At 60.5% G+C, this 23,242-nt stretch carries 16 protein-coding genes and 2 pseudogenes; 8 read left to right on the forward strand and 10 right to left on the reverse strand.

Annotated features, from left to right (window positions below):
• Both R1T40_RS04300 and R1T40_RS04305 read right to left on the reverse strand, forming a co-directional pair.
• On the reverse strand, nt 1-699 hold the full coding sequence (locus R1T40_RS04300) for a MarC family protein (RefSeq protein WP_317386003.1): 699 nt from the start codon (nt 697-699) through the stop codon (nt 1-3).
• Nucleotides 624-2,484: pseudogene (locus R1T40_RS04305) on the reverse strand (ABC-F family ATP-binding cassette domain-containing protein). The gene R1T40_RS04300 and the pseudogene R1T40_RS04305 overlap by 76 nt, the downstream one beginning before the upstream one ends.
• Nucleotides 2,485-2,667: 183 nt before the next feature.
• On the opposite strand from R1T40_RS04305, the gene R1T40_RS04310 reads away from it, so the two are divergent.
• The 3 genes from R1T40_RS04310 (at nt 2,668) to ndk (ending at nt 6,211) form a co-directional block, all read left to right on the forward strand.
• Nucleotides 2,668-4,257 carry a phospholipase effector Tle1 domain-containing protein gene (locus R1T40_RS04310; RefSeq protein WP_317386004.1) on the forward strand — a complete coding sequence of 530 codons (1,590 nt, stop codon included), beginning with the start codon at nt 2,668-2,670 and terminating at the stop codon, nt 4,255-4,257.
• A gap of 154 nt (nt 4,258-4,411) precedes the next feature.
• A complete protein-coding gene (locus R1T40_RS04315; protein WP_317386005.1) occupies nt 4,412-5,632 on the forward strand; it encodes a multidrug effflux MFS transporter in 1,221 nt (406 codons plus the stop codon).
• Between the two features lie 156 nt (nt 5,633-5,788).
• A complete protein-coding gene (gene ndk, locus R1T40_RS04320; RefSeq protein WP_106164589.1) occupies nt 5,789-6,211 on the forward strand; it encodes a nucleoside-diphosphate kinase in 423 nt (140 codons plus the stop codon).
• A gap of 114 nt (nt 6,212-6,325) precedes the next feature.
• On the opposite strand, the gene R1T40_RS04325 is transcribed toward ndk, so the two are convergent.
• Nucleotides 6,326-6,661, reverse strand: a complete 336-nt coding sequence (locus R1T40_RS04325) for a TfoX/Sxy family protein (RefSeq protein WP_317386006.1) — start codon at nt 6,659-6,661, stop codon at nt 6,326-6,328.
• A gap of 346 nt (nt 6,662-7,007) precedes the next feature.
• On the opposite strand from R1T40_RS04325, the gene R1T40_RS04330 reads away from it, so the two are divergent.
• Nucleotides 7,008-8,300 (forward strand): glycosyltransferase family protein, encoded by a 1,293-nt coding sequence (locus R1T40_RS04330; protein WP_317386007.1) that lies wholly within the window; start codon nt 7,008-7,010, stop codon nt 8,298-8,300.
• Between the two features lie 326 nt (nt 8,301-8,626).
• On the opposite strand, the gene R1T40_RS04335 is transcribed toward R1T40_RS04330, so the two are convergent.
• The gene (locus R1T40_RS04335; protein WP_106164591.1) at nt 8,627-9,241 is read right to left on the reverse strand and encodes a response regulator; all 615 of its coding nucleotides are present in this window, start codon (nt 9,239-9,241) and stop codon (nt 8,627-8,629) included.
• Between the two features lie 345 nt (nt 9,242-9,586).
• On the opposite strand from R1T40_RS04335, the gene R1T40_RS04340 reads away from it, so the two are divergent.
• Together R1T40_RS04340 and R1T40_RS04345 are read left to right on the forward strand one after the other, a co-directional pair.
• Entirely contained in the window at nt 9,587-10,060 is a 474-nt protein-coding gene (locus R1T40_RS04340; protein WP_317386942.1) for an oxidoreductase, read from the forward strand.
• Nucleotides 10,061-10,125: 65 nt separating this feature from the next.
• A complete protein-coding gene (locus R1T40_RS04345; protein WP_317386008.1) occupies nt 10,126-12,606 on the forward strand; it encodes a hybrid sensor histidine kinase/response regulator in 2,481 nt (826 codons plus the stop codon).
• Between the two features lie 284 nt (nt 12,607-12,890).
• On the opposite strand, the gene R1T40_RS04350 is transcribed toward R1T40_RS04345, so the two are convergent.
• The 3 genes from R1T40_RS04350 to R1T40_RS04360 all read right to left on the reverse strand — a co-directional run bounded on the left by R1T40_RS04350 (nt 12,891) and on the right by R1T40_RS04360 (nt 16,990).
• The gene (locus R1T40_RS04350) at nt 12,891-15,122 is read right to left on the reverse strand and encodes an AAA family ATPase (protein ID WP_317386009.1); all 2,232 of its coding nucleotides are present in this window, start codon (nt 15,120-15,122) and stop codon (nt 12,891-12,893) included.
• Between the two features lie 238 nt (nt 15,123-15,360).
• Nucleotides 15,361-16,173, reverse strand: coding sequence for a GIY-YIG nuclease family protein (locus R1T40_RS04355; protein WP_317386010.1), 813 nt, complete (start codon nt 16,171-16,173; stop codon nt 15,361-15,363).
• A 295-nt stretch (nt 16,174-16,468) separates the two neighbouring features.
• The gene (locus R1T40_RS04360) at nt 16,469-16,990 is read right to left on the reverse strand and encodes a hypothetical protein (protein ID WP_317386011.1); all 522 of its coding nucleotides are present in this window, start codon (nt 16,988-16,990) and stop codon (nt 16,469-16,471) included.
• A gap of 121 nt (nt 16,991-17,111) precedes the next feature.
• Here R1T40_RS04360 and R1T40_RS04365 point away from each other — a divergent pair, with 121 nt between their 5' ends.
• The gene (locus tag R1T40_RS04365; protein ID WP_227431651.1) at nt 17,112-17,297 is read left to right on the forward strand and encodes a ribbon-helix-helix protein, CopG family; all 186 of its coding nucleotides are present in this window, start codon (nt 17,112-17,114) and stop codon (nt 17,295-17,297) included.
• Between the two features lie 283 nt (nt 17,298-17,580).
• A pseudogene (locus tag R1T40_RS04370) lies at nt 17,581-17,781 on the forward strand (phage integrase N-terminal SAM-like domain-containing protein); the annotation flags it as partial.
• Nucleotides 17,782-18,192: 411 nt separating this feature from the next.
• On the opposite strand, the gene R1T40_RS04375 reads toward R1T40_RS04370, so the two are convergent.
• The 3 genes from R1T40_RS04375 to R1T40_RS04385 all read right to left on the reverse strand — a co-directional run bounded on the left by R1T40_RS04375 (nt 18,193) and on the right by R1T40_RS04385 (nt 23,165).
• Nucleotides 18,193-20,256 carry a J domain-containing protein gene (locus R1T40_RS04375; RefSeq protein ID WP_317386012.1) on the reverse strand — a complete coding sequence of 688 codons (2,064 nt, stop codon included), beginning with the start codon at nt 20,254-20,256 and terminating at the stop codon, nt 18,193-18,195.
• Between the two features lie 777 nt (nt 20,257-21,033).
• A complete protein-coding gene (locus R1T40_RS04380) occupies nt 21,034-21,909 on the reverse strand; it encodes a hypothetical protein (protein WP_317386013.1) in 876 nt (291 codons plus the stop codon).
• A 2-nt stretch (nt 21,910-21,911) separates the two neighbouring features.
• Nucleotides 21,912-23,165 carry a hypothetical protein gene (locus tag R1T40_RS04385; protein ID WP_317386014.1) on the reverse strand — a complete coding sequence of 418 codons (1,254 nt, stop codon included), beginning with the start codon at nt 23,163-23,165 and terminating at the stop codon, nt 21,912-21,914.
• Between the last annotated feature and the right edge of the window lie 77 nt (nt 23,166-23,242).

Genomic DNA, 23,242 nt, shown 5'->3' on the forward strand with positions numbered 1-23,242 from the left:
CTAGTTGGCAAAGCCAAAAGCGCTCAGACCTTCAAGAACAAACTGCACCGACAATGCCGCTAGCAGCATGCCCAGCAGCCGGGTCGCAACGTTGATCCCAACGGGGCCGAGGACGCGCTCGACCATCCCGGAAATGGCAAACATCAGCAGCATCAAGGCGATCACAGCGACCACAATGGCCATGACGGAGGCAAAGCCTTCGATGCCCGGGTGCTGACCGGTCAGCAGGATCACGGTTGCGATGGAACCGGGACCGGCGATCAGCGGGATCGCCATGGGAAAGACCGAAGGGTCATCTTCCGGTGCGATCTCGTCCCCCTGATGCTGCCGACGTGCAGTTCGGCGTTCGAACAGCATGTCGAGCGCGGTCAGGAACAACAGGATACCCCCGGCGACCCGGAATGCAGCCATGGAGATGCCGATGAACCCGAGCACGCTTTCGCCAAAGAGCGCAAAAACCGCAAGAATACCGATGCCCGTCACCGAGGCGCGGATGGCGATCGCCCGGCGCTGCTTTGAACTCATACCCTGGGTCAGGGCCAGGAACACCGGCATCAGACCGATCGGGTCGATGATGACGAAGAGCGTCACAAACGATGTGATGAGAAAAGCGGTATCGAGCATCAGGCCTCTGCCACCTCCAGTTTTTCCAGCGCCTTCATCCACAGGGCTTCGGCCCGATCCAGCGCGTCCATGCATTCGGCGTGTTTCTTCTGCCAGACCGCCCGGTCCCCGGCGCGGCTCGAACTCGTAGAGCTCCGGATCGGCGAGCTTCTCGTCAAGCTTGTCCTGCATCTCGGTCAGTTTCTCGATGCGGGCCTCGGCCTTGCGGACCTCATTGCGCAGGGCAAGGATCTGATCGCGGCTGGCGCGTTTGGGTTTCGGCTTCGACGCGGCTTTGGTATCGGCTTTGCGCGCGGGCTTGTCGCGCATCAGCAGCATCTCGCGATAGCTGTCGAGATCGCCGTCATAGGGCGCCACGGTGCCGCCGGACACCAGCCAGAGCCGATCTGCCACCATGCTCAGCAAATGCATGTCGTGGCTGACCAGAATGACCGCGCCGCTATAGGCGGTCAGCGCCTCGACCAGCGCCTCGCGGCTTTCGATGTCGAGGTGGTTGGTCGGCTCGTCGAGGATCAGCATATGGGGGGCGTCCAGCGTCGCCAGAAGCAGGCTGAGGCGGGCCTTTTGACCACCGGACAATTTGCCAACCGGGGTTTCGACCTGTGCTGCAAGCAGACCGAAGCCAGCCAGACGGGTGCGCCATTTGCCGGGGGCCTCATGCGGGCGCAGGCGACGCAGGTGATCGATGGGGGTCTCGTCCACATACAGCTCGTCCACCTGATGCTGGGCGAAATAACCGATGCGCAGCTTGGACGAGCGCACCATCTTGCCCGCCATCAGGGGCAGCCGGTCCGATAGCAGTTTCGACAGGGTGGATTTGCCCTGACCGTTCTTGCCCAGCAGCGCGATGCGGTCGTCCTGGTCGATGCGCAGATCGAGCCGGTTCAGCACCTCGGTCTCGCCATAGCCGGTGACACCACCCTCGATCTGGATGATGGGGGGCGACATCTCTTCCGGCTCCGGGAAGGTGAAAGCGCGCAGGGCGGCCTCCTGCGGTGTCGAGATCGGTTTCATCTTCTCGATCATCTTCAGACGCGACTGGGCTTGTTTCGCCTTGGAGGCCTTGGCGCGGAAACGATCAACAAAGCTTTGCAGGTGGGCGCGGCGGGTGTCTTGTTTGCGGGCCTCGGATTGCGCGGCAAGGATCCGCGCGGCGCGGGTTTCCGCAAAGGTATCGTAAGGGCCCTGATAGAGCGTCAGCTTGCGATCCTCCAGATGCAGGATTGCCCCCACCGCCCGATTGAGCAGACCGCGGTCGTGCGACACGATCAACACCGTATGCGGGTAGCGGGCGATATAGCTTTCCAGCCACAGCGCGCCTTCGAGGTCGAGGTAGTTGGTCGGTTCGTCCAACAGCAGGAAGTCGGGCTGCGCGAACAGCACGGCCGCCAGGGCCACGCGCATGCGCCAACCGCCGGAGAAATCCGAACAGGGGCGTTGCTGGTCTTCGTTGTCAAACCCAAGACCCTTGAGGATCGAGGCGGCGCGCGCCTCGGCGGACCAGGCGTCGATATCGGCCAGACGGGTCTGGATCTCGGCAATCCGGGTGCCGTCGGTCTCGGTCTCCGACGCCGTCATCAGCGCGGCGCGTTCGGTGTCTGCCGCCAGCACCGTGTCGATCAGTGAGGTCGAAGAGGAGGGCACCTCCTGCGCGACACCGCCGATGCGGGCCTGTGTCGGCATGGAGACGGAACCGGACTCCAGCACCAATTCGCCGCGGATCAGGCGGAAGAGGGTGGATTTGCCGGTGCCGTTGCGGCCGACGACGCCGACCTTGTGGCCGGTGGGAATGGTGGCGGAGGCCTCCTCGATCAGAGGGCGGCCTTCGACGGAATAGGTTATGTTGTCAATCCTGAGCATGGGCTCTCTCATGTCGAAACCCGCGAAGGGGGTCAATGACTATCCGCAGGGTAGGGTGCGAACACTCTACCAGAGCCCTTGGTCTGTGCCGCGCGCGTGATAGGCTTGGTTTTATTTGCAGGTGTCTCTGGGGCGGATCACGCGTCGCGGGACAGAGGTTCATCGGGGCCGGGGGATTTTGACATGCGCAGATTGATTATCTGTTGTGACGGGACGTGGAACACCGCGGATCAGCACAACGACGGAATGCCAACGCCGACCAATGTGGCAAAGCTGCATTCGCTGGTGGCGGCGCATGATGGCCAGGGTGTTGAGCAGATCGCATACTACCGCACGGGTGTTGGCACGTCGGGCGGTGTCTTTCGTCGCGCATTGGGCGGAGCCATTGGTCTGCGGCTCGAAGATGACATCATGAGCGCCTACAAGTTCCTGGCCGAAACCTACGCACCGGGGGACGAAGTTTTTCTGTTCGGGTTCAGCCGAGGGGCCTATGCGGTGCGCAGTCTCGCCGGGATGGTGTCCAACGTCGGGCTGGCGGATCTGCGACCGGATCACCTGTCGCCGTATGAAGACCCCTGGCAGGTGGTGAAACGTCTGATGGAGCGATACCAGTCGCGCAAGGCTGGTGCGGGCAAGACGGCGCTGCAGGAGGCCTTGCTGCAGGATCGCCCCACAGGAGTGGTGAAGTTCCATGACCCGGCGCAGGTCGGGTTCCGCTTTGTCGGGGTATGGGACACTGTTGGCGCGCTGGGTATTCCGGACGACAAGGGGCTGTTGCGGCTGATCCTCGGGGATCCGCGCAAGCATGGGTTCCGCGATACTGAATTGGGTGGCAATGTCAGTTGCGCCCGACAGGCGCTGGCCATGGACGAACGGCGCAAGGACTTCACACCGACGCTCTGGACCAAATGGGGCGCGGGGCAGGATGTGCAGCAACGCTGGTTTCCCGGCGTGCATGGTGACGTGGGGGGCGGATATGCCGATTGTCGCCTTGGGGACCTGACGCTGGAGTGGATGATACGGGAAGCACAGGCCAATGGTCTGGGGATACGCGAGATTGCACCGGGACAGTTGACCCCGGATGCCTTCGCCCTGCGCCATACATCCTATCTGGGGTGGTTTCGCTTTCGCCCGACGCGACCGCGCGCCGTGCCGGAGCTGTTGGATGATGCGTCCAGTATTGCAGACCGGATCAGCCGCACCTGCTTTGACCCGTCGGTGATCGCGCGTCATCGCACACCGCCACCGGGGGAGCGCAGCTACTGGCCTACGCATGTGCTGGCGCCCGGTGCCCGCCACACGACGTGGGTGAGTGCCCGGCCACGCTGGACTGCGACCGGGCTCTATCTGGAACGCGGTGTCACATACGACGTCAGGGCCGAGGGAGAGTGGCTGGACGCGTCGATCCCTGCCACTGCTGATGGGGCCCGGGCGGGGGTGTATCTGGGCAAGCTGGCCTATTGGCTTGCGACACTGCCGGAGGCGCTGCGCGCCGCCCTGCGGCGGATCAAGCGGCTGCAGAAGGCGGATGTGCCCTTTACCCGGCGTGTGGAGGGCGCGCCCTGGTTTGCGCTGATCGGCGTGATCGCAAACGGGCAGGGCGCCAGTGAATATGGCAGCGGCGTAGAGGATCACGAGGTCCACGTGCTGGGACGAGAGATGTCCTTTACCGCGCAGGAGAGTGGCTATCTCCATCTTTATGCCAATGACGCCTGGGTGATGTATCGCAACAACGCAGGCACGCTGCGGGTGGAGATCGCACGCAGGCCGTGATGGCTCTGGGGAGGCCCTGCAGGTTGTTCGTAAGCAGGCTATTTGCTTGTATCCCGCCAGAGGACGGGGTTCACTGCACCCAGATTGAGAGATGTAGATTTGCTGTGAACGCCGTCGCGACTTGTGTCACGGCTCTGTCTGGCCGGGAATTGGAATGACTGTCACGATATTGCGCCCCGCACAGACGCCGCCCTCCTTGATGACGCTGATCTTTGGCACGGCACTTTCGGTGTTGTCGCTGAATATGTTTCTGCCCTCACTGCCGGGGATCGCGGCTGCCTTTGATGCGGACTATGGCCTCGCCAACCTCTCGGTGGCAGGCTATCTCGCGATCTCCGCCGTTCTCCAGATCCTGATGGGGCCTCTATCCGACCTCTATGGTCGCCGCCGGATCATGCTGATTTGCTGTGCGCTGTTTGTTGTGGCCTCCATTGGCTGCGCACTGGCGAGCAACATCTGGGTGTTTCTCGGGTTCCGTCTGCTACAGGGGGCGATCATCAGCGGACAGGTGATTTCGCGCGCGGTGATCCGGGATATGTATCCGCCAAGTGAGGCCGCAAGCAAACTCGGTTACATGGCCATGATTATGGCGCTGGCCCCGATGACCGGTCCGATGATTGGCGGCGCGCTCGACATGGCGTTCGGCTGGCGCTCCGGGTTCTGGCTTTATACCGCGCTGGGCGTGATCGTGCTGCTGCTGACCTGGGGGGACATGGGAGAGACCAACACCTCCCGCTCTGCCACCTTCCGGGCACAGATGCGGCTTTATCCGGGATTGTTCTCCTCGCGTCGGTTCTGGGGCTACTCTGCCTGCGTCGCATTTTCCATCGGGGGATTTTATTCCTTTGTGACCGGGGCGCCGATGGTCGCTGCCGCCTGGTTTGATCTGAGCCCGGCCATGGTGGGACTGGGCATCGGTATCATCACCTGCGGCTTCATGGTGGGGAATTTCATTACCGGACGATTGGCGCAACGGGTGCGACTGTTGACGCTTATCCTGATCGGGCGGGTGATCTCCTGTGTGGGTCCGGCGCTGGGCCTTGGCCTGTTCTGGGGCGGGCAGGGCAGCGAATGGGTCTTTTTCGGCTCTGCGATCTGTGTCGGACTTGGCAACGGGCTGACCATCGCCAATGCCAGTGCGGGCCTGATGTCGGTGCGCCCGGATCTCGCAGGCAGTGCGGCGGGGCTGTCGGGCGCGATGACCGTTGCGCTGGGCGCAGCGCTGACCACCGCGACGGGGCTGCTGGTCCAGCCGGACACCGCACCGTTTGTGGTGCTGGGTATCATGCTGACGGCAAGCGTCCTTGCGCTGATCTCCGCCGTCTACGTCCAGATCGTCGACAGCGCGGATCCGCTGGAACCGGCAAAACCCTGAGCCGCGCAGGGCGGGCGTGTTTTGCTCTGGTGCGGGCCACAAGCCCCTTCCCATGCGCCACCAGCCGTGCTACCCGGCGCCAGATCGTTGCGGCAGGCCAAGACCCGGCGCCGCGACACCCAATTGACATGTGAATTCCACGAAGGAGATCGCCTGATGGCACTGGAACGCACCTTTTCGATCATCAAGCCCGATGCAACCCGCCGCAACCTGACTGGCGCGATCAACGCCAAGTTCGAAGAAGCTGGCCTGCGCATTGTTGCGCAAAAACGCATCCAAATGACCAAAGCACAAGCTGGCAAGTTCTACGAAGTGCACGCAGAGCGTCCCTTCTACGACGAACTGTGCGACTTCATGTGCTCCGCTCCGGTGGTTGTGCAGGTTCTCGAAGGTGAAGGTGCCATCGCGAAAAACCGCGAAATCATGGGCGCAACCAACCCGGCAGACGCAGCGCCCGGCACCATCCGTGCCGAATTCGCGGAATCTGTTGGTGAGAACTCCGTGCACGGGTCCGACGCGCCGGAAACCGCAGCCGTGGAAATCGCCTATTTCTTCGCCGGTCTCGAGCTGGTGGGCTAAGCCCTCCGCTTGTGAAAAATTGATGGATGGGGCGCGTTCTTCGCTTAACCATTCTGAGATTGAAGAGCCGTCGCGTTTCACACGCGGCGGCTTTTTCGTTGCGCATTGCGGCACTCAGTCCGGGCGCCGCTCGATCACACCGATTTCATCTAGAATGGACTCCAGCGCAGAGCGTTCGTTGTCAAAACAAGACGCCTTGATCGCATCAAACCGCTTGCGCAGCGCTTTCTTCTCCTCGCCCTTGCAATCGTTCCAGGGGCGTCCCTGCAAAGCCATAACCAGGACGTAATACCCGATGAAATGCGGCTTGCTGCCTGATTTCAGCAGCTTGCCATAGGCCGCGTCCGCTCCGAGGGCGTGCAGCGCCTCGGCGGAGTGGATGCCAGCGCGGGCGCAGGCGACCTCATAGGCCGGGCCGAGGTTTCGGATGGAAGAGACGGGAGTGGTCATGGCCGAGTTCTAATCTGATTAGCGCTCTGCGTCAGCCCCAAACGATATGGCTGGCGACACTGAAGGCCTGTGGTGAGTCGTACTGTGTTCCATCCGTGCTGGTGAATCTTGGTTAATGATTCCAGTCATTTGGCGCGCTTTATGGTTAACGCATGTTAGACCCCTGCCGGAGGAGAAATGATAGAAAGAAATTCAATCAATTTGTGACCCTCGGTGGGGCTGCACCTATCCCAAAGGCTGCGTCCTATCCTTTTGCAAGAGGCACGGAGACCGATGGATAGGGGACGGCGCAATGACAGATGGCATACGTTTGTACACATCGGAATACCAAGCAAAAGAGGTTCCAATGCTGCATCCCATCATTCTTGCCGGTAGCGTGCATCCGTCCAGTGACCGTCAGGCGGGGGAAGGTCCGATGCACTTTGAACGCTCTCCCGGAATTCCCAGCCGCTTTGAACAGGTTGTCGCGCATTTGACGGGGGAAGTCTTTGCATCTCCGTTGGTCGTCGCGACGCAGGATTGCGGACCTCTGGTCGAGGCACAATCCAATCACGCCCGGATCATCCTGCAGCCGGACACCCACAAACCGGCAGCGGCGTTGCTGAGTGCGGTTCTCTCCCTGCGGCATGAGCCTGATGCGATTGTGGTCGTGGCCCCGGCCTCAGCAAACCTTGAGGATCAAAAGGCACTTGATACAGCTCTGTGCCAGGCAATCCCGGCAGCACAGCGCGGAGAAGTGGTGATGCTGGGGCATCGCACCGGACGGGCCTATCCCGGTTTCGGCGTGATGGAGATCGCAGACCAGCCGCGTGACACCGCCCCGGTTTCCGTCAGCCAACTCTTGGCCTCCGGGCGGCAGACGACCTTGTCTCATCTGTTGCAGGGCAATCACCAGCTCTGGGGACTTGGTATCTACATTGCGCGGGTGGATGTGCTGATTGCAGCCTTCAAGCGCCACGCGAGCCGTCTGTTTCTCCCGGTCAAGAATGCCCTGTTGCGGGCCGCCACAGCGGGTCGGGCCATCTACCTCGACAACAGTAGCTATCAGCGCGTCAAATGCGTGAGCTTCGAGCGCGCCGTGGGGCAGAAATTGGAGCATGTCTCGGCGATCCAGATGGATACTTCCTGGACTGAGTTGAGCGATTGGGACCGGGATGCGGTGGCAGACCGCGAGATGTCAGCCTGGGACACGGATTTGGCGCAGGAGCAGGCAGGGGAGCATTCTCACACCGCAGAAATGATGTCCGTCTACAAAAGCCTCGCCAACGCCTCCGAGGACGATGCGCTGATGTCCCGCGCATCCGAGCATGAATGGGGGCGTCACGAAACGCTTGCCATGGGGCCGGGTTTCACCCTGCAACGCTTGACGGTGCAGCCGGGTGCTCAGGTGGAGCTGAGCGCAGGGGCAGGATCCGCAGAGCATTGGATCGTCGTGCAGGGGGCGGCTCTGATCACGCTGGGCGGGCATGTCAAGCTTGTCTGGGAGAGCCAGAGCGCGCGTATTCCCGCCGGGCGCACACGCATGATCGAAAATCCCGGCTCAGCTACATTGCACCTTGTGCAACTGCAGATTTCGGCGCTGAGCGCGCCGAGCGACCATTCCATGAAGCTTTCTGTGTCCCCCGCCGGAGTTGCATAACCCCCCTCCATTCAAGCAACACCGGCACTTTGACGTCCCGCGCGCCCACGCGGGGCGTCTTTTTGTGCGATGGTTTGGCCCAGCCGTAGCCAGTAGCACGGTGAAGCATCGACGTGACGGGATCTGGGGAGGCGGGTCTTGTGGCGGCGCAGGAGGTCAACTGCCTCTCAATCCGAATGGAAACTGCGGGCCTGAAGCCTGAGGTGGAGAGGCTTTACACACTCCGACCATTTCTTTGCTCGCTATGCAGCCACCCTGACAAATCGAACCACCTTGGCAGGATGATCCGCGTGCGGCGGGCGATTGGACCCCGACAGGCGCGGTCCTTAGAACAGGCCAGCTTCCTTTGCCGTCATCGCGGCCTGGGTGCGGTTCTTGGCATCCAGTTTGCGGCACAGGGTGCGCACATGCAGCTTGATGGTGACTTCCTGCAAATTCAGATCGCGGGCGATTTCCTTGTTGGATTGGCCTTGGCACAGGCCACTTAGAACCTCGATTTCGCGCGGGCTGAGTTGGGCAAGCAGCGGGTGTGCAGGGGCAGAGGCCTCTTCTCGCATCAGTTCGACGGGCACGTAAATCTCGCCGGCGCTCATGAATCGAACAGCGTTCAGCAGGGATTGAGCGCCCATTGTCTTGGGGATGAAGCCGATGGCACCTGCGTCCAATGCATCCTGCGCCGTACGGGTCGGGGCGCTGCCCGACAGGATGGCGACGCCACGACCGCCGTTTGCTTTCAGGGCACGTTGCAGACCGTCGAGGCCGTTCATTCCCGGCATATTATAGTCGAGCAGGACGAGATCGAATGGCCCCTGATCTTCAAGCTCTTGCATGGCTCGGTGCAAATCCGTTGTGGCCGTAATCTCTGCTCCGCCTTCCGAGGTGAGATATGCGGAAATGGTATCACGCACCATGTCATGATCATCTGCAAGTAGAATGCGCATGTCGCCGTTTAACCTGTTTTCACTGTTCCTAGACAACCCTACAGGGGCAAACCTTTCCAATCCATCAACTTTTGCCGGATTATTTTGCAGTGGATTGCTTGTGTCGCACGGTAGGATTGTTCGCCGCAAATCTTTGCCGAGCCCTCATTTTGGCAGGAATCGCATTGGCGTGTGCTGAAAGAGCGTGCCAATGCGGCGACGAAAGCCACATTTTCGGGAGCTGAGTTTACCGATCTTATACGAAAGTCTAGCAGACTATACACAGGCGTTCATGCCGTATTGGTTTGGATATGCCAGTATCCTGACAAGCCCGAACACGGGAAAAGCGAATATTGGAGACACATGATGAAACGCCTTCTTGCCGCAGTGGTGGCCTTGTTCACCCTTGCATTTTCCCTGCCCGTGATCGCCAGCGAGCAGGACATTCTGCTCACGGTTCGTGCAGGAGAAGACGTTCATGAATTCACGATCCGCGACCTGCGCGATCTGGGGGAGCGTGAGGTTGTGACCTCCACGATCTGGAGCGACGGTGAGCAGAGGTTTGTCGGGGTGTCGTTGGATCGGTTGCTGTCCCATGTTGACGTCGCTGAAGGCACGCTGGAAGCGGCCGCCGTCAATGACTACGCCGTTGAGATCCCGATGTCAGATGTGCGCGCGGGTGGACCCATCGTTGCTTACATGCGAAATGGCGAAAGAATGTCTTTGCGAGACAAGGGGCCACTCTGGATCATCTATCCCTATGACAGCGGTGCAGAGTTTCGCACCGAAGAGGTCTATTCGCGCAGCATCTGGCAGCTGAACAGGATAACAGTGAAATAACCGGCCTTTTTGGGGGCTAACATTCAGGAGGTATCCGGCTCTTGCAGCGCCTCAAGATACCGCAGATGCATCGTTGGCTTTTCACTGGTGCCGCCGTGGTTCTTATACTGCTGGCGGTACAAGCCGTTAGGCTGGGCAAAGATGTGCAATCCCGGATAGAAGCATTGTCCTCGGCGGCGACGGACAACCTGCAGTGGACCCTGTCGCAGGCGGAGGTGGACTACCTGAAATACCGGTTGGCAGCGATGCAAACCAACGATGCCGATGACCTGGTGAGGCTGCGACGACAGTTCGACATCTATTACAGCCGAATTGCCACCTTCCGTGAGAGCGCTTTTTACTCTGGCATACGTGACAACAAGGAAGGCGAACTATCTCTGGAGCGCCTGCATCGCGGTATGAAGGCGCAAGCCGGGTTGATCGACGCCTCCGATGAGACGCTGCTGAGCAGTTTGGATGAGCTGCGCGAGATGGTGGTGGCCGATGGCAATGACGTGCGTGACCTCGCGCTGATCGGCGTCGCGCTGCAGGCAGAGACCGCCGGGGATGAACGCGTGCAGCTGCATGATCTCTTCCTGAACCTCGCGATCGTCGTCATTACGCTGACCGCCGCGCTCACTCTGACCGCTCTGATGATCCTGCTGTTGTTCCGGCGGGGGCAGAAATTGGCCGCACTGCAGGCGCGTGAAGCAGCCCGGACGGAGGCCATGGTGACCTCCTCACTCGATGCCATTCTGATGGCGGATGAGGCGGGGCGGATCACGGCCTTCAACGGCGCGGCAGAGGAAATTTTCGACTATTCGGCACAAGAGGCCATCGGGTTGCCGTTCGAAGATCTGGTGCCTGTGAAGTCTGAGATGTTCACTGACAAGCAACTGCCTAGTGAGCTGCGAGAGACCGATGGCCGTATCCGGATGACGGCCCGGCGTAAATCCGGTGAAACCCTTCCTGTTGAAGTGTCCCTGACAATGAGCCGCTCCAACGGAAACGAGGTGCTGGTGAGTTACGTCCGCGATATTTCGCGCCGCTTGCGTGCGGAAGAGGATTTGCGTCGCGCCCGAGATGATGCGCTGGCGGGGGAGAAGGCAAAAGACAAGCTGCTAACGGTCATGAGCCACGAAATGCGCACTCCCCTTACGGGCATTCTGGGCTCGCTGGATATTTTGGATGACCTGACCCCGTCGCCGGAGCAGAGAAAGTTCCTGCAGGCGATGCGGGTTTCCGGAGAGCTTTTGCTGCATCACGTCAATGACGTTCTGGAATTGTCGCGGTTGGAAGCCGGGGCCGAACCCGAGGCGGTCGCGCCGTTTGATTTGGCCGAGCTTGTTGCCAGTACCTGCGATAGTTTGCAAGCTGCGGCGGCCAAGAATGGCAATGAACTCAGCGTGTTCTGTAGCCTTGGGGCGACAGATTGTGTTTTGGGGCGCAGTCGTTATGTGCAGCAGGTCTTGCTGAATTTGATCGGCAATGCGTTGAAGTTCACGCGCGATGGTGCGGTATCGGTGGATGTAATGCGCACCTCCGGGGAGATGATCGAGTTCAGTGTTGCCGATACCGGCCAAGGGATCGCTGCGGACGATCTGGAACGGATATTCGACGAGTTCATCATGCTGGATCCGAGCTACAAGCGGGGAAGCGAAGGAACCGGCCTCGGCCTCGCTATTTCGCAGCGTCTGGTGCGAACGATGGGGGGAGAGATCACCTGCGAGAGCGAACCGGGCGAGGGCAGCTTGTTCACCTTCGCTGTTCCGCTGCCCCCATCGGATCTGCAACAGTGTCCACAGCGGATCGGGCATGAGCAGTCGCGCTCGGGGCAGAAGCTATTGATCATAGAAGACAATGATATCAATCGTCTTCTTCTGGAGAAAATGCTGGGCGATTTTGGCCATGATGTCACCTCGATGAGCGGTGGCGAAGACGGGATCAAGGCACTTCGAACCGAGACCTTCGATCTTGTCATTACTGATATTAGCATGCCCGACATCGACGGCATGGAGGTGTTGCGCCGTGCAAGAGAGGAGCATCTTGCCGATGACACCAATATCGTGGCTTTGACAGCGCATGCAGCCGAGGATGACCATTCACGCATTCTCAACGCGGGTTTTGCCGAGGTTCTGACCAAACCGATCGACCGGGATGCACTTGCGGGCACTATAGCACGGCATGGGAGAGGAGACCTCGATGCGACGAAAGCCGCCCCGCCTGTGCCGGCGCATTCTGATGATTCTGACATCGAACAGTTTGTAAATGCAATTGGACCCGATAAAGCGAAGCATTTCCTAGTTGAGTTTTGCAGTGATGTTCGAAAGCTGAGCGAACAGTTGGAGCAAAGCGAAGAGTTGACCGAGCGCCACCGCCAAGAAGCCCACCGGCTCGCAGGTTCCGCTGCTGTACTGGGTCTATTGGAATTGCGTGCCTCTATGCTGCAACTCGAAGAGGCTAACACCAACGTTGTGCCTGAGCTCTGCGGATTGCGCACAGCCTGGCGATCTGCTGATGGTATGCTTAGGCATTACATTGGGGCAGGGCATCAGGCGGACGTGTAATCCCTATCAGTGCAACATAGCATACTGCGTCTAAGCTAGTTCAACACGCCAAGATTGGAGATCAAGTTTGCCATTTGCATTTCCAGGACCCTCTGAAACAGGTCTAGACCGCAATTTGGCTCCGGCGGTAGGGCGCGGAGCAAAATTCAACCATGTTCTAAGGCTTTGAAAACGCAGGTATTTGCGCTGCGCGGGTCGCTGTCTGTGTTACGTCGATGTGCTACAATTGTAGCACAGGGGAAGGGTACCGAGTTTGGTCGGATGGGCCAAGCGGTTGCTGGAGGTTAGCTAGGTCTACGTGGCGGTTCTCGCCCCGGTTCGGCGATCAGCCGCCTCATTGCCGCGCCGTGGAGCTCGCGGACGTCGATGAGCGCGGCTGCCACTTCATCCAGCTGGTCGATGTGTGGCGTGAGGAGTTTCGCAGCATGGTTCATGGCCTGACCCAGCTTCGCCCGCACCCTCTGCTTCTCCTCCTCGGTCAGGTTGTGCATGTCGGCAGGCCCCAGCCAGCCATCGCCATTGCGGCCAAGGCCCAGCTCTCGGTCCATTTGCAGGACTAGCCCAGTCGCAAGAGCAAGATCGCTCTCACTGTCTCCACCTGCGCCGCCGGAGATCGTGCCCAGAACCAGCCGCTCGGCCGCGCGACCGGCCATCAGGATCAGGAGTTCGTTCTCGATCTCCTGAACTGTCAGTTCGACGAAGGTCGAACGGCGTTCGGTCCGACCGTCGCGGTCAGAGAGGCTGAGCTTCACGACAGATTGCGGGACCAGAAGCTCGGCGGCAAGCGCGTGACCCGCTTCGTGGACGGCGATACGGCGGAGCAGTTCCGGGTTGGGCCGATCGATCCCGAGGTGTCGGCGCAGCAGATCGGATGACATGGGCAGCCGTTGCCGCCGCGCGTCCGCGGTGGCAGCACGTAATGCGGCGTCGAGTTCGGCGGGGGTCTTGCCCGTGGCGGCGCGGGCCAGGCTGTCGATCTCGTTGTCCGGCATCGTATCCGCCAGCTTTTTGCGCAAGATCAGCCTGATATCTGCAAGCGACGGAAGTGGCATCCGCAGGATCTGGTCAAAGCGGCCAGGGCGCGTGATCGCAGGATCAAGTCTGCCCGGCTGGTTGCATGCACCGATCAGGATCACGCCCGGGGTGCGTGCCAGCCGGTCGATCTGCTGAAGGAAGCCGTTCACGACTTGCACCCGATAGCTCATCCCATGCTGATCGCCGCCAAACCGCGATCCGACCGAGTCGACTTCATCGATAAACAGGACGCAGGGCACTTTCGCGACCGCCTCGTCGAAGCATTTGGTCATAGCGGCAAGCATATGTCCAAGATGTCCGGCAGCCTGCCAGTCGGCAAAGCTGCCCTCGACCAAGGCGACACCAGCGGCCTCGGACAGCTGTCGGGCAAGGTAGGTCTTGCCAGTCCCCGGCACGCCATGGATCAAGAGCGAGCGCGACATCTCGCTCCAGTCCAATTCGCCAGCTTGCCAGGTATTGAGATCCTCCAGAACGTTCCGGACAGCGTGGTGCGCGGGTGTGGTGCCGTCGATGATGGCGGGGCCAGAGCGCACCCGCGCGACTTCGCCGGTAGGCGCCTTCCTGGTCATCACCGAGATCCGTTCTGCCACCTCTCGAGCTGTCGGCGCGCGGCACGCCATAGCCAGATGTCCCGCCTCCAAACTGGCCAGGCTCTCGTCGTCGGGCAAGATTGCCCTCACGCTGTCCACATCGATCCGTCCGGTCGCGCTGTGGTTGACACTTAAAGCGAAGAGCAGGATATCCGCATTCAGCTTCTTCAGGGTCAGAATGCGCGCGCCTGTCTCGCCGGTGCCGACGAGAGTTGGCAGGTGTTCCTGCTTCGCGACCGGTAGCAGGATAGGCGCCGGATGGTGGAGCAAGCGCTCCAGTTCCTTTTCCGAGACTGTACGGTCAGGCACCTGGAGCACCGGATGCGGCGCGGACCTTGGCGCTCGGCTCTGGATTGCCCAGCCATTCGGCAGCATGGCGGCCGTCAGCAACTTGCCGAGGGAGAGGGTGGGTTCGAGGCCGACAACCATCGTGACCGCGCCAGGTTGCAGAACCGCCTCCCAGCCCTCCGTAGTCCGGAAGGTTGCGGCGAGGCGCGCCAGAAGGATCACGTCGCGGAGGGGAAGCGGGATGGCGGAGCGGGTGCTGCCGTCCTGAGCGGTGGCGAAGGGATCGCCGCCGCCTGCCACGATCGCTTCCCACTCGTCCTGCGGCAGATGAGGTGCGCTGCTGACGCGGCCCATGGCCTCGGCGGCGGACTCCATCCCGGAGGCCGCGCGGCGCGAAGGCGGCTTCGGGCTGTCGCCGCCTTCGTACTGCATCAAAGTGTCAACTGCGGCGGTATCGCCGGCCGTGGCACGCCGTTCGAGATCGAAGATGTCAGCTTCGGTTGCGCGCAGGCGCGCGATGCAGTCGCGGGCAAAGCCCCACCACTGCGGGCGCTTCGCGCCATTTTTCTTTGGAAGGGGGGATTGGGGGGAAGATTGGGTCATTGTCAGCTCCGTACTGTACGGATCAGGACGCCCGGGTTGGGGCCGCGATCCGGAAGGGGGCGTGGAAAGGTTCAGGGAAGATGAGGTGGCGCTGTCCGGTATGTGGGCGTTACGGCCCAGGTCAGGGCGTACCGCACACTGTGGCGTGCGGGTTACGCTTACGGGCAAACGGGCCGGGCCATTGTGGCGGCTCCGGATCCAGACAGGACTGTTCCGGAACCGGGCCACGCTTGGGTCGCTATTTCTTTCGGATGTCGTCCAGGTGCTTCAGGATGACCGACGCGACCTCGATCCCGTAGATCTCGGTCTTGACCGCCAGCCAGTCCCGAAAGTGCTCATGTGGAATGATCGCGTCCGGATGAGACGTCTTCAGCGCGCGGTGGAGAGCCTTCTCCTGACACAGTGCTGCGTGGCCGGTCGGCTGCGGAACAGTTCGCAGAAGCTCTGCCTGGATTCCGGGTTGAAGCAGGAGTTGGTGGCGCAGCCGCAACTCCGGGTCACGCGAGAAGCCGAGCTTCACCACTTTCAGTCCCGTTGGAAGCTCCAGACGAATGGCATAGAGGTGGCTTGGCGCGGTGGCCCAGCCCTCGCCGCATGCGGTGCATTGAAAGCGGCCGCTCTGCATGTTGGTTCTGGCAACCCGTTGACTGTGCCCACAGCCGTGCTGATAGATGCGGTAGTTCGGGTTGCCCGCCGGATCGCTTCCCATCAGCTGCCACCCCCGGTCTGCTGCTTCCTCGGCTTCTTTCCCGGAATGACAGGTCTCGCAACGCAGCTTGCAATGGCCGTTTGCGATGCGTTCGATCTGCCCGAACTGTCGGCGCACGGTGTGGCCGCATGGCGCGCGGTAGATGCCGATTTTATGATAGTCCGGGTCGTAGCCCTGAAATTCCAAGCCTGCCTTGTGCGCCATTGCCAGGATGGCGCGATGCCTGCAACTCGCACAAGCTGGCTGGGCGGTGCGCAAGGTGAAGATCTTCTGCGCCGTCAAGGCGCCGCAGGTGTGGCATCGCAAGACAACGTGGGACTTGTCCCGGATCCTTGCTGTCAAGTCAAAGCCCTTGGACCGGGCGATTGCGTCCCACTCCGTTTTGATCGGTCCGGCATAGGTGCGGGACCAGCCTTCCGCAGAGAGCTTCCGGGAGCCGCGCGGCAGGTAGAGCTTATTCCGGGACGCGCCGATGTAGATATGCGGGCGAACGGGTGCGGTTTTGAGCGAGAAATGTGAGGGATGAGACATTGCTGGACCTCCGAGAATATGTCGGCTGAGAACGCGGGCACGTTTGTTTGAGCCCTGACCCGTTCCGGGACAGGGCATCAGGGTGCCGGGACGATGTTTGTTGAGGTCAGGCGGCGAAGGGCTCGTAATCGAAGCAATCCTCCAGGGAGGCCGCAGTGTCAGCCGGGTTCAGCATGTCGAGCATGCAGACCTCATCGAACTGCTGCCGACCCCGCGCGAGCATCTGCGCGACGCGCAGCGCCTCGGGGTCCCTTCCTTTCCAGGAGAAAAGATCCAGGTGACCCGCAACGACCTGCTGTGCGGTCCGGAGTTCAGCAGCGGTCTCGGAGCCGAGCGTCCAGTGGAGGTGGCGTGCAAAGCGCTGCAGGGGGACATCGCTCGGGCGGGTGGCTGGCGCGCCGATGACGGAGCAGCAGAGACCGGTGGCACGTTCCCAGCCGAGTTCCGCCGCCTTCAGCCAGTGATCGAAACCCGGATCGGACCAGAGGCCGTTCTCAATGTCACGCTCAGCCTCGATCGCAGCGGCCAAGGCCGCGAGCAGGTGCGAGAAGTGGCCCGAGACAGGGGAATGAAGGAAGTACACGGGTTCATCCGCGCCAAAGCGCGTGGTAAGGCAGTTGTCAGCCATGGTCGATCTCCCAATGATCGGTTGTGGTTAGAGTGTGATGGGGAGGTGAGAGTCCCCGTCACACTTGACAATTTAGTTTTTCAATGTCATTTAGTCAAGTAGTTTCTTGAAGGAGATTCGCATGGCTAAAATGGGACGTCCGACGCGCGACACTGCCCCTGTTACGATCCGCATGGAGCAAGACATGCTCAAGGCGATCGATGATTATCGTCGCGAACAAGAAGACCTTCCATCGCGACCAGAGGTTGTCAGGCGCGTGATGGAGGAGTGGCTCGCGGCTCGGGGAGAGAACAAAACTGCAGGGTAGCGCTCGGATTTCGGATCAAAGGGGGCGAACCTGTTGCCGGCGCGATGCAGATTAAACACGGTCACGTTGGCGCACCTAGATGGTGGCTGCGCCCAGGCAGTGGAGCTGTCAGGCGGTAGCATCACCCTGTGTCAGACGACGCACCCGGCCCATGGACTAAGCCGCTGCGCGGCATTGGTGCCTTTGGTTGACGTGGTGATCTGACCAAATCGGCGCGCATTTTGCGATCTTTGCGACCTGTCTGACGATTGAGGCCTTCTCAATCATCAGACAGGAGGTTCCCATGACAGAGGAGAGAACAAGCCCGCTGCGCGAGCGGATGATCGAAGACATGCGCATCCGCGGCATGGGCGACAAAGCCCAGAAAGCTCACATTCGGGCGATCAAGGATTTCGCCGCCTTCCTTGGTCATTCACCTGATACCGCGACACCGGAGGAACTGCGCGCGTATCAGCTCCACATGACAGACGCCGGGGTGACACCTTTGATCCAATACGCAACCAAAACCTGAGGGAACAACTCGGTCGCGTCAAGCATTTCTGACCCAAAATCGACAGCGGCCATTCATGCGAATCGAGGCGAAAGCCGGCGAAGAGCCCACTTTACCGAATGCTGCGCCTCGCACGAATGTCAGCGAAGCGCAGGAAGCGGACGCTGCAAAACTGCAAACTGTGGTCGCCCTTCACGAGACACCCGGCCCATTGCTGCCGTTCACCAGGTTGGCGAATGCTGCGCTGCAACGTCCCTAGACCGGTCATTGGTGACACTGTGTAGCGTGGTCCGGCAAGCCAACCTCAGCAATGCAGGGCGTTCCTGCCGGTCCCTAAAGGTGCTGCTCGCTGTGGTTCGACCGGCGGCGATGCGGCGCAAGCGGAACAGCTGCATCGCTCACGTGCTACGCAATGAGACCGCTGAACCGGCCGCGATGAGTTCGCGTTTCGACGACAAGCGCGCCATCCTCGATCCCAGCCCGGCGGATCGGTGCCTTGGTTAGCGCAACGCCCAGCAGTCGGCCCGCCTCCGTTAGCACCCGCACGCCCTTATTCTCGACTAGCAAGACCAAGCCTTCGTCGACCAGCAAGTCGCACTTGGTCGTGCAGTCCTGCAGCCCCACTAGGCGGTCTCCTTCAAGCACGTAAAGCCGTGTGAATGTCTGAATGTAGAGGTAGCGATCCGTCTCCAGGACCCGGATCGGCGCGCTGCCCACATCGTATAGAGCGATCGGCTTGCCGGAAGCATCAATGCGCAGGACCCGCCCCTGGGAGGTTCCCAGCAACACCGAGTCGCCGCGCCCCGAGAAGGCCGCAGCCTGAAGGCGGTCAGGACCGCCGCCGGTCATGAACGTCACGGTGGCGGAGAACGTCAGCAAGTCCTCGGCATTTCCCTTACCCTGCAGATCATCGTGGCTGGCCCCGGTCAGCGTCTCGTAAGCCGCGTTGACCGCCTTCATCCTCTCCTCGTTGCCTGGATTGAGGTCCGGGTGCAGCTGACGCACCAGCTTGCGGTATTTCTGTCGGATCTCATCCGGCGTTACCGGTAGCGCAAGCTCAAGCTTTTCGAGTGCCTCCTCGATTTCCGCAGCGGTTCCCGTATGCCCGCGTATGCCGCCCACTTCGAAGGTCTGATGATAGGTCTCTACAGGACGCTCGGGCATGCGAACGCCCCAGAGAGGTTTTCCGTCCCGGTCGATACACCACGCTTCATCCACATGCGTGTAAAGATAGCGGTCCCGGCTAGGGCTGAGCGCGATGCAGTTGAGCGCCAAGTGGGGTTCACCCCAAAGGAAACCACCTTCCACGTCAAGATCGAGACGGCGGCGCCCTGCTGCGACTTCGGGCGTGGCGGAAAGGTCTGTCTCGAAATCGACTTTCAGGTCCTCACGATAGACGGTCAGGATATTCGTTTTCGACCGTGTCGCAAAGCCCTTGCCCTCGGGATGGATATCGAGTGCATAGATCGGACGCTCCAGTCGTTCGATCATAGGGGTGCCGTCCTGCTCGGAGGTGAACATCACTGCACCCGGCGCACCGAGACTTGCCTCGGACTTTGCAAGATCATCAAAGGAAAGGACACCGCCGCGCGTGGTGAAGTGTTTCCGGAATGCAGGGTCCGGGCGATCCGCGGGTGCGATCGCCTCTACAGTAAGTTCACGCCAAACGCCTTCGGCATCCTCGAATGTTTCAGAGGTCGCAGGCAGCGTAAGCTGGCTGCTCCAGGCCTCCGGGGATGGTGGCAGCGGCAACAAGGTCAGCTTGTCGAGGTTGAGTTCGATGGGCTTGCCCGGCTTGGATCTGGCCTGATGAGACCCAGGACGCGGCGGCTCGGTGTAGATTGCCGAAGCGTCCTTGGCACTCATCTCGACGCCATCTACGTAGAGCGCGTAGGTCTTTCCGTTCTTGGCGCGGGTGATCTCGCCAGCCTTCTCCAGCCACGAGATCAGGTTGCTGACAAGGCGGCCATCCTCGGCGCCCACCTCCGACTTCATCTTGTTCTGCAAGATGCCAGGCTTCGCTGCGACGGCCTTGCGAATGGCGTCGAAGAGGTCGATGGCGGCAAGATGCTTTTCGGCATCGGCGCGGTATTCCTCGAGATGATCGAATTCCGATACCAGATCATGCAGCATCGCCAGTCCCTTCCGGTCACCGGTGATGGCCAGCATGGTGCCGCCTTGAGTGAGCGCGGGCATGCTCAGGCTGAGCCTCTTGCCGTTGCCTCTGGGATCCTCGAGCCACTTGCGAATGAGCGGCAGGCTCTTCCGCGCCGCGGTTGCCGCGTCCATGTACCTGCGATCCGATATACTTTCTTGCAGGGCCTGTAATTGGCTGAAGTAAGCCTGCCCCGGCATTTCATGGGATTGTGCCTCAAGGCGCTCCCTCGTTTCCCGTTCAAAGTCCTCAAAACGGCTGCGGCGCTCACTGTCCGCGCCATCATCGCCAGAGCCGACCGCCTCGCTAATCACAGGAAGATCCTTGTTCCGCCCTGCAGCGTTTTTTCCCCCGAACATCTTCCTGAAAATACCAAACACGATGCCCCACCTGCCTTGTTTAAATATGGTGATAGGGGCGTCCTTCACTCGGCCTGTCAATCTCCCGCATCAATTAAACGAAGGCTCAAGCTTCGTTGCGACAGATCGCTTTGAGTTCCATGCCGAGCTGGGGCACTGCGACGCGCTTGAGGCCAAAGTGAGGCCGCCAGACCAACGAACCGGCCCACTCCGGACTTTGGCGACACGGACTGATGCTGCTGCGCAGCTTCTTAGAAGCAGCCGTTCACGAATGGGCGCGGAACCTGAAGCAGTTGAGCGCCCGACGGCTTATCCGACATGAACTTGGACGTCATAGCTCAACGGTTTAAGTGACTTCGACGTCCGTCCGTTCCTAGGCGGGAAACGATCGGGCAAAGCCCAACCGACAAGCTCTCCCATTGCGCTAACCCCCATGCCCTCGATTTTCCACTTCGGGTCATGAACGGCAGTCCAAAGCCGTTCCGGCAGTCGGGCCTCCGGCCCCCACAGAGAATGAACTTCAGTAGCTCCTTCACGCCGCAGCTGCCCGCGGACTTGTCGTTCCAAATCCGCTTCGAAAGCGCATCTTGGTGTAGTATTTCAGTGGCGAGACAAGAAGCCGGACTGGAAATGCTGCGATCAGCGCCTTCCTAATTTCAACGCCGCCGTTTGTCGCCTTCATTTGCAAGCAACAACCTTCCCACGTCGCTCGTCACGATGGATGCCACTGAACTAATCTTTGCCTTCCAACGCCAGCAACAAGCGCCCCATACCCTTGCCGACGAGCGCAGCTATCTCGCTCGGCCGGTAGGATGCGGCCAGCAGACGGTTCTCGTCCTCATTCAAACCGTTTTCGAAGCCGTTCCACTTCGCAGCCGCGACGGTTTCTTCGATCCGCTCAAGGCCTTTGAGAAGCCGTTCGTCTGGCGCAGGCGCATCGTGCGTCGAAGGAAACCATTTCGCGTAGTCGGGACGTAATTTTCGAATGACATCCAGTGCCGCGCCGCCAAACCCTCCGGCCAGATACAGTGGCTGCCTGCGTTCGAGCGCAAACAGGACCTCTTCAAAGATGCCCGGCATGACGCCCTGGAATCCGGCGCGTTTGCCGCCAATGACTATGCGCGCACTTGTGTTAATCGTCATGTAGGTCCGCAAGCCCGTCAGAGAGCGGCTGCGCTCGTCGGCTGGCGGGTCCTCAATCGCCGGTTCATCGACCGAGCCGTCGAGCCTGTCGCCGTCAGGCGACAGAAAATGTATCTCGCCGAACAGCCCCAGGAGATCCTTTTGTTCCGCAATCTGATCCTGCGTCATCGCCCGATGAACCGTCCAGGCTAGGCAAACTTTTAGAGGACGGTCGCGCCGCCCGTAGCGTTGCAACTCTTCGATAAGGAAACTCGTGATGCCGCCGGGTTGAAGATGTCCGCCATAATATAGCGAACCGCCTGCGATGATCACTGTGCGGGCCAACTCTCCGAGCGTCATCCGAAAATGGGTATTCAGAAGTCCCAGCCGGTCAAGATCGGGGCTGTCAGATACGGACAAGCCAAGCTGCTTGCCGTGCAACGCATCCGCTGGGAGCAGGTCGGTCCTTTGCTGTTCTGCGACCATTGCTACCCCCCTCTTGTGGCAAGCTGGCGCGGGGTCATGATATCAATCTCTCGCCCAAGGCGGGTTGTTCGCGCATAATTCGTCAACACATCCCGCTCTTCGGGGCCCAGCGGCGGATCGGGATGCAGAATCCGGACAGTATCGTCACTGTCGTCGTCGCCGTTCTGCGCCAGATAGGCGTCGATCCAGCGCGACAAGGTCAGCGGTTCGGGCGCATGCGGTGCCCACCATGCAACATCGAGTTCAGGACGTTCATGAGCAAGGTCTTTCTGGTGCATCCACAGCGCGCGCTTTAAACATTCATCGACCAAGAGATTGAGGGCGCGATAGACGTCCTGCCGTTGCCAGCGCCCGTCCGCTCTCCTGACCGCAATCCGGGGCACATGGTCCATCAGGAAAGAGCCGCGTTCCTCACCAACACCGATAGCGTCCATCATGATCACCGGCATGCCATGCGTCTTGGCGATAACCACCTCGCGTTGACACCATTCCCGGCTGGAATACAGGTCGGTACGCAGCGCGAGCATCGCGCTTGTGCCGGACTTGTCGCGCAATTCCTGATCCCAATCGGTACCCGGTTGCAGGTCATTGGCATCAAAAAAATCGTTCAGGCGCGTGTTGCGGATTACTTCCCGCACCAGATCGACCAGAGCATCGACATCTTCGCCTTCTTCCTGGCTGTGCCGCTTCGTGTGGCTTATGAATGCCGTCAATCGATCCATTTCATCAGGGGATACCAACTGGGCGAGCCCTTGCGTCAGGTCACGGCAAAGCATGCTCTTGACGTCTTCACCGTTCCGTTCAGGATTGCCCGCCGCGACGAACTGGAAGTTACCCAGAATATCCTGAAGGTTCGTCCCGTGCGTAGCGCCTGCATCCAATGCGTAGGGGAACACCCCGACACGGTCGGGCGATTCTTGCTGCAAATCCCGGATCGCATTCACATATGCATGCCACTGTGTGTTCACGTCCTCGACGCACGCGGCCATTTCAGTGCCGAGCAAAGGAACGACAGCTACGAAGCTCGCGGGTCTGATACCGTTCGGCGCGGCCCGGCCTTCGGCGTAGACCGGTCTGGGTGCGGTGCCTGGACCCTCCCATCCCGCGCTTCGCAAGGATACCTGCACGCCGCCGCCTATCACACCGGAGAAGGTAGACCCCTTCATGAAGTGATCGAAGATCGTTTCGGCGAAGTCTGCGCCCCGCTGGTCGCCAGGGTGCCAGAGCACGAAGATTTCAAGGATGGGCGGTAGCATCAAACTCCTTTCGGTTGCGGGACAATCCGGGCTCGCATTTTGTGCATATATAGTGCATTCTGCAAGAAAAGATACCG

This window comes from Tritonibacter scottomollicae (genome assembly GCF_032924845.1).
Classification (GTDB): Bacteria; Pseudomonadota; Alphaproteobacteria; order Rhodobacterales; family Rhodobacteraceae; genus Epibacterium; species Epibacterium scottomollicae.

What these genes read in the sequence shown, in the direction of transcription:
- R1T40_RS04380 (WP_317386013.1), bottom strand. Translation starts at nt 21,909, where the DNA reads ATGGTCGCAGAACAGCAAAGGACCGACCTGCTCCCAGCGGATGCGTTG.
- R1T40_RS04385 (WP_317386014.1), bottom strand. Translation starts at nt 23,165, where the DNA reads ATGCTACCGCCCATCCTTGAAATCTTCGTGCTCTGGCACCCTGGCGAC.
- R1T40_RS04330 (WP_317386007.1), top strand. Translation starts at nt 7,008, where the DNA reads ATGCTGCATCCCATCATTCTTGCCGGTAGCGTGCATCCGTCCAGTGAC.
- R1T40_RS04350 (WP_317386009.1), bottom strand. Translation starts at nt 15,122, where the DNA reads ATGACCCAATCTTCCCCCCAATCCCCCCTTCCAAAGAAAAATGGCGCG.
- R1T40_RS04310 (WP_317386004.1), top strand. Translation starts at nt 2,668, where the DNA reads ATGCGCAGATTGATTATCTGTTGTGACGGGACGTGGAACACCGCGGAT.
- R1T40_RS04345 (WP_317386008.1), top strand. Translation starts at nt 10,126, where the DNA reads ATGCATCGTTGGCTTTTCACTGGTGCCGCCGTGGTTCTTATACTGCTG.
- R1T40_RS04335 (WP_106164591.1), bottom strand. Translation starts at nt 9,241, where the DNA reads ATGCGCATTCTACTTGCAGATGATCATGACATGGTGCGTGATACCATT.
- R1T40_RS04300 (WP_317386003.1), bottom strand. Translation starts at nt 699, where the DNA reads ATGCATGGACGCGCTGGATCGGGCCGAAGCCCTGTGGATGAAGGCGCT.
- R1T40_RS04315 (WP_317386005.1), top strand. Translation starts at nt 4,412, where the DNA reads ATGACTGTCACGATATTGCGCCCCGCACAGACGCCGCCCTCCTTGATG.
- ndk (WP_106164589.1), top strand. Translation starts at nt 5,789, where the DNA reads ATGGCACTGGAACGCACCTTTTCGATCATCAAGCCCGATGCAACCCGC.
- R1T40_RS04325 (WP_317386006.1), bottom strand. Translation starts at nt 6,661, where the DNA reads ATGACCACTCCCGTCTCTTCCATCCGAAACCTCGGCCCGGCCTATGAG.
- R1T40_RS04360 (WP_317386011.1), bottom strand. Translation starts at nt 16,990, where the DNA reads ATGGCTGACAACTGCCTTACCACGCGCTTTGGCGCGGATGAACCCGTG.
- R1T40_RS04365 (WP_227431651.1), top strand. Translation starts at nt 17,112, where the DNA reads ATGGCTAAAATGGGACGTCCGACGCGCGACACTGCCCCTGTTACGATC.
- R1T40_RS04340 (WP_317386942.1), top strand. Translation starts at nt 9,587, where the DNA reads ATGAAACGCCTTCTTGCCGCAGTGGTGGCCTTGTTCACCCTTGCATTT.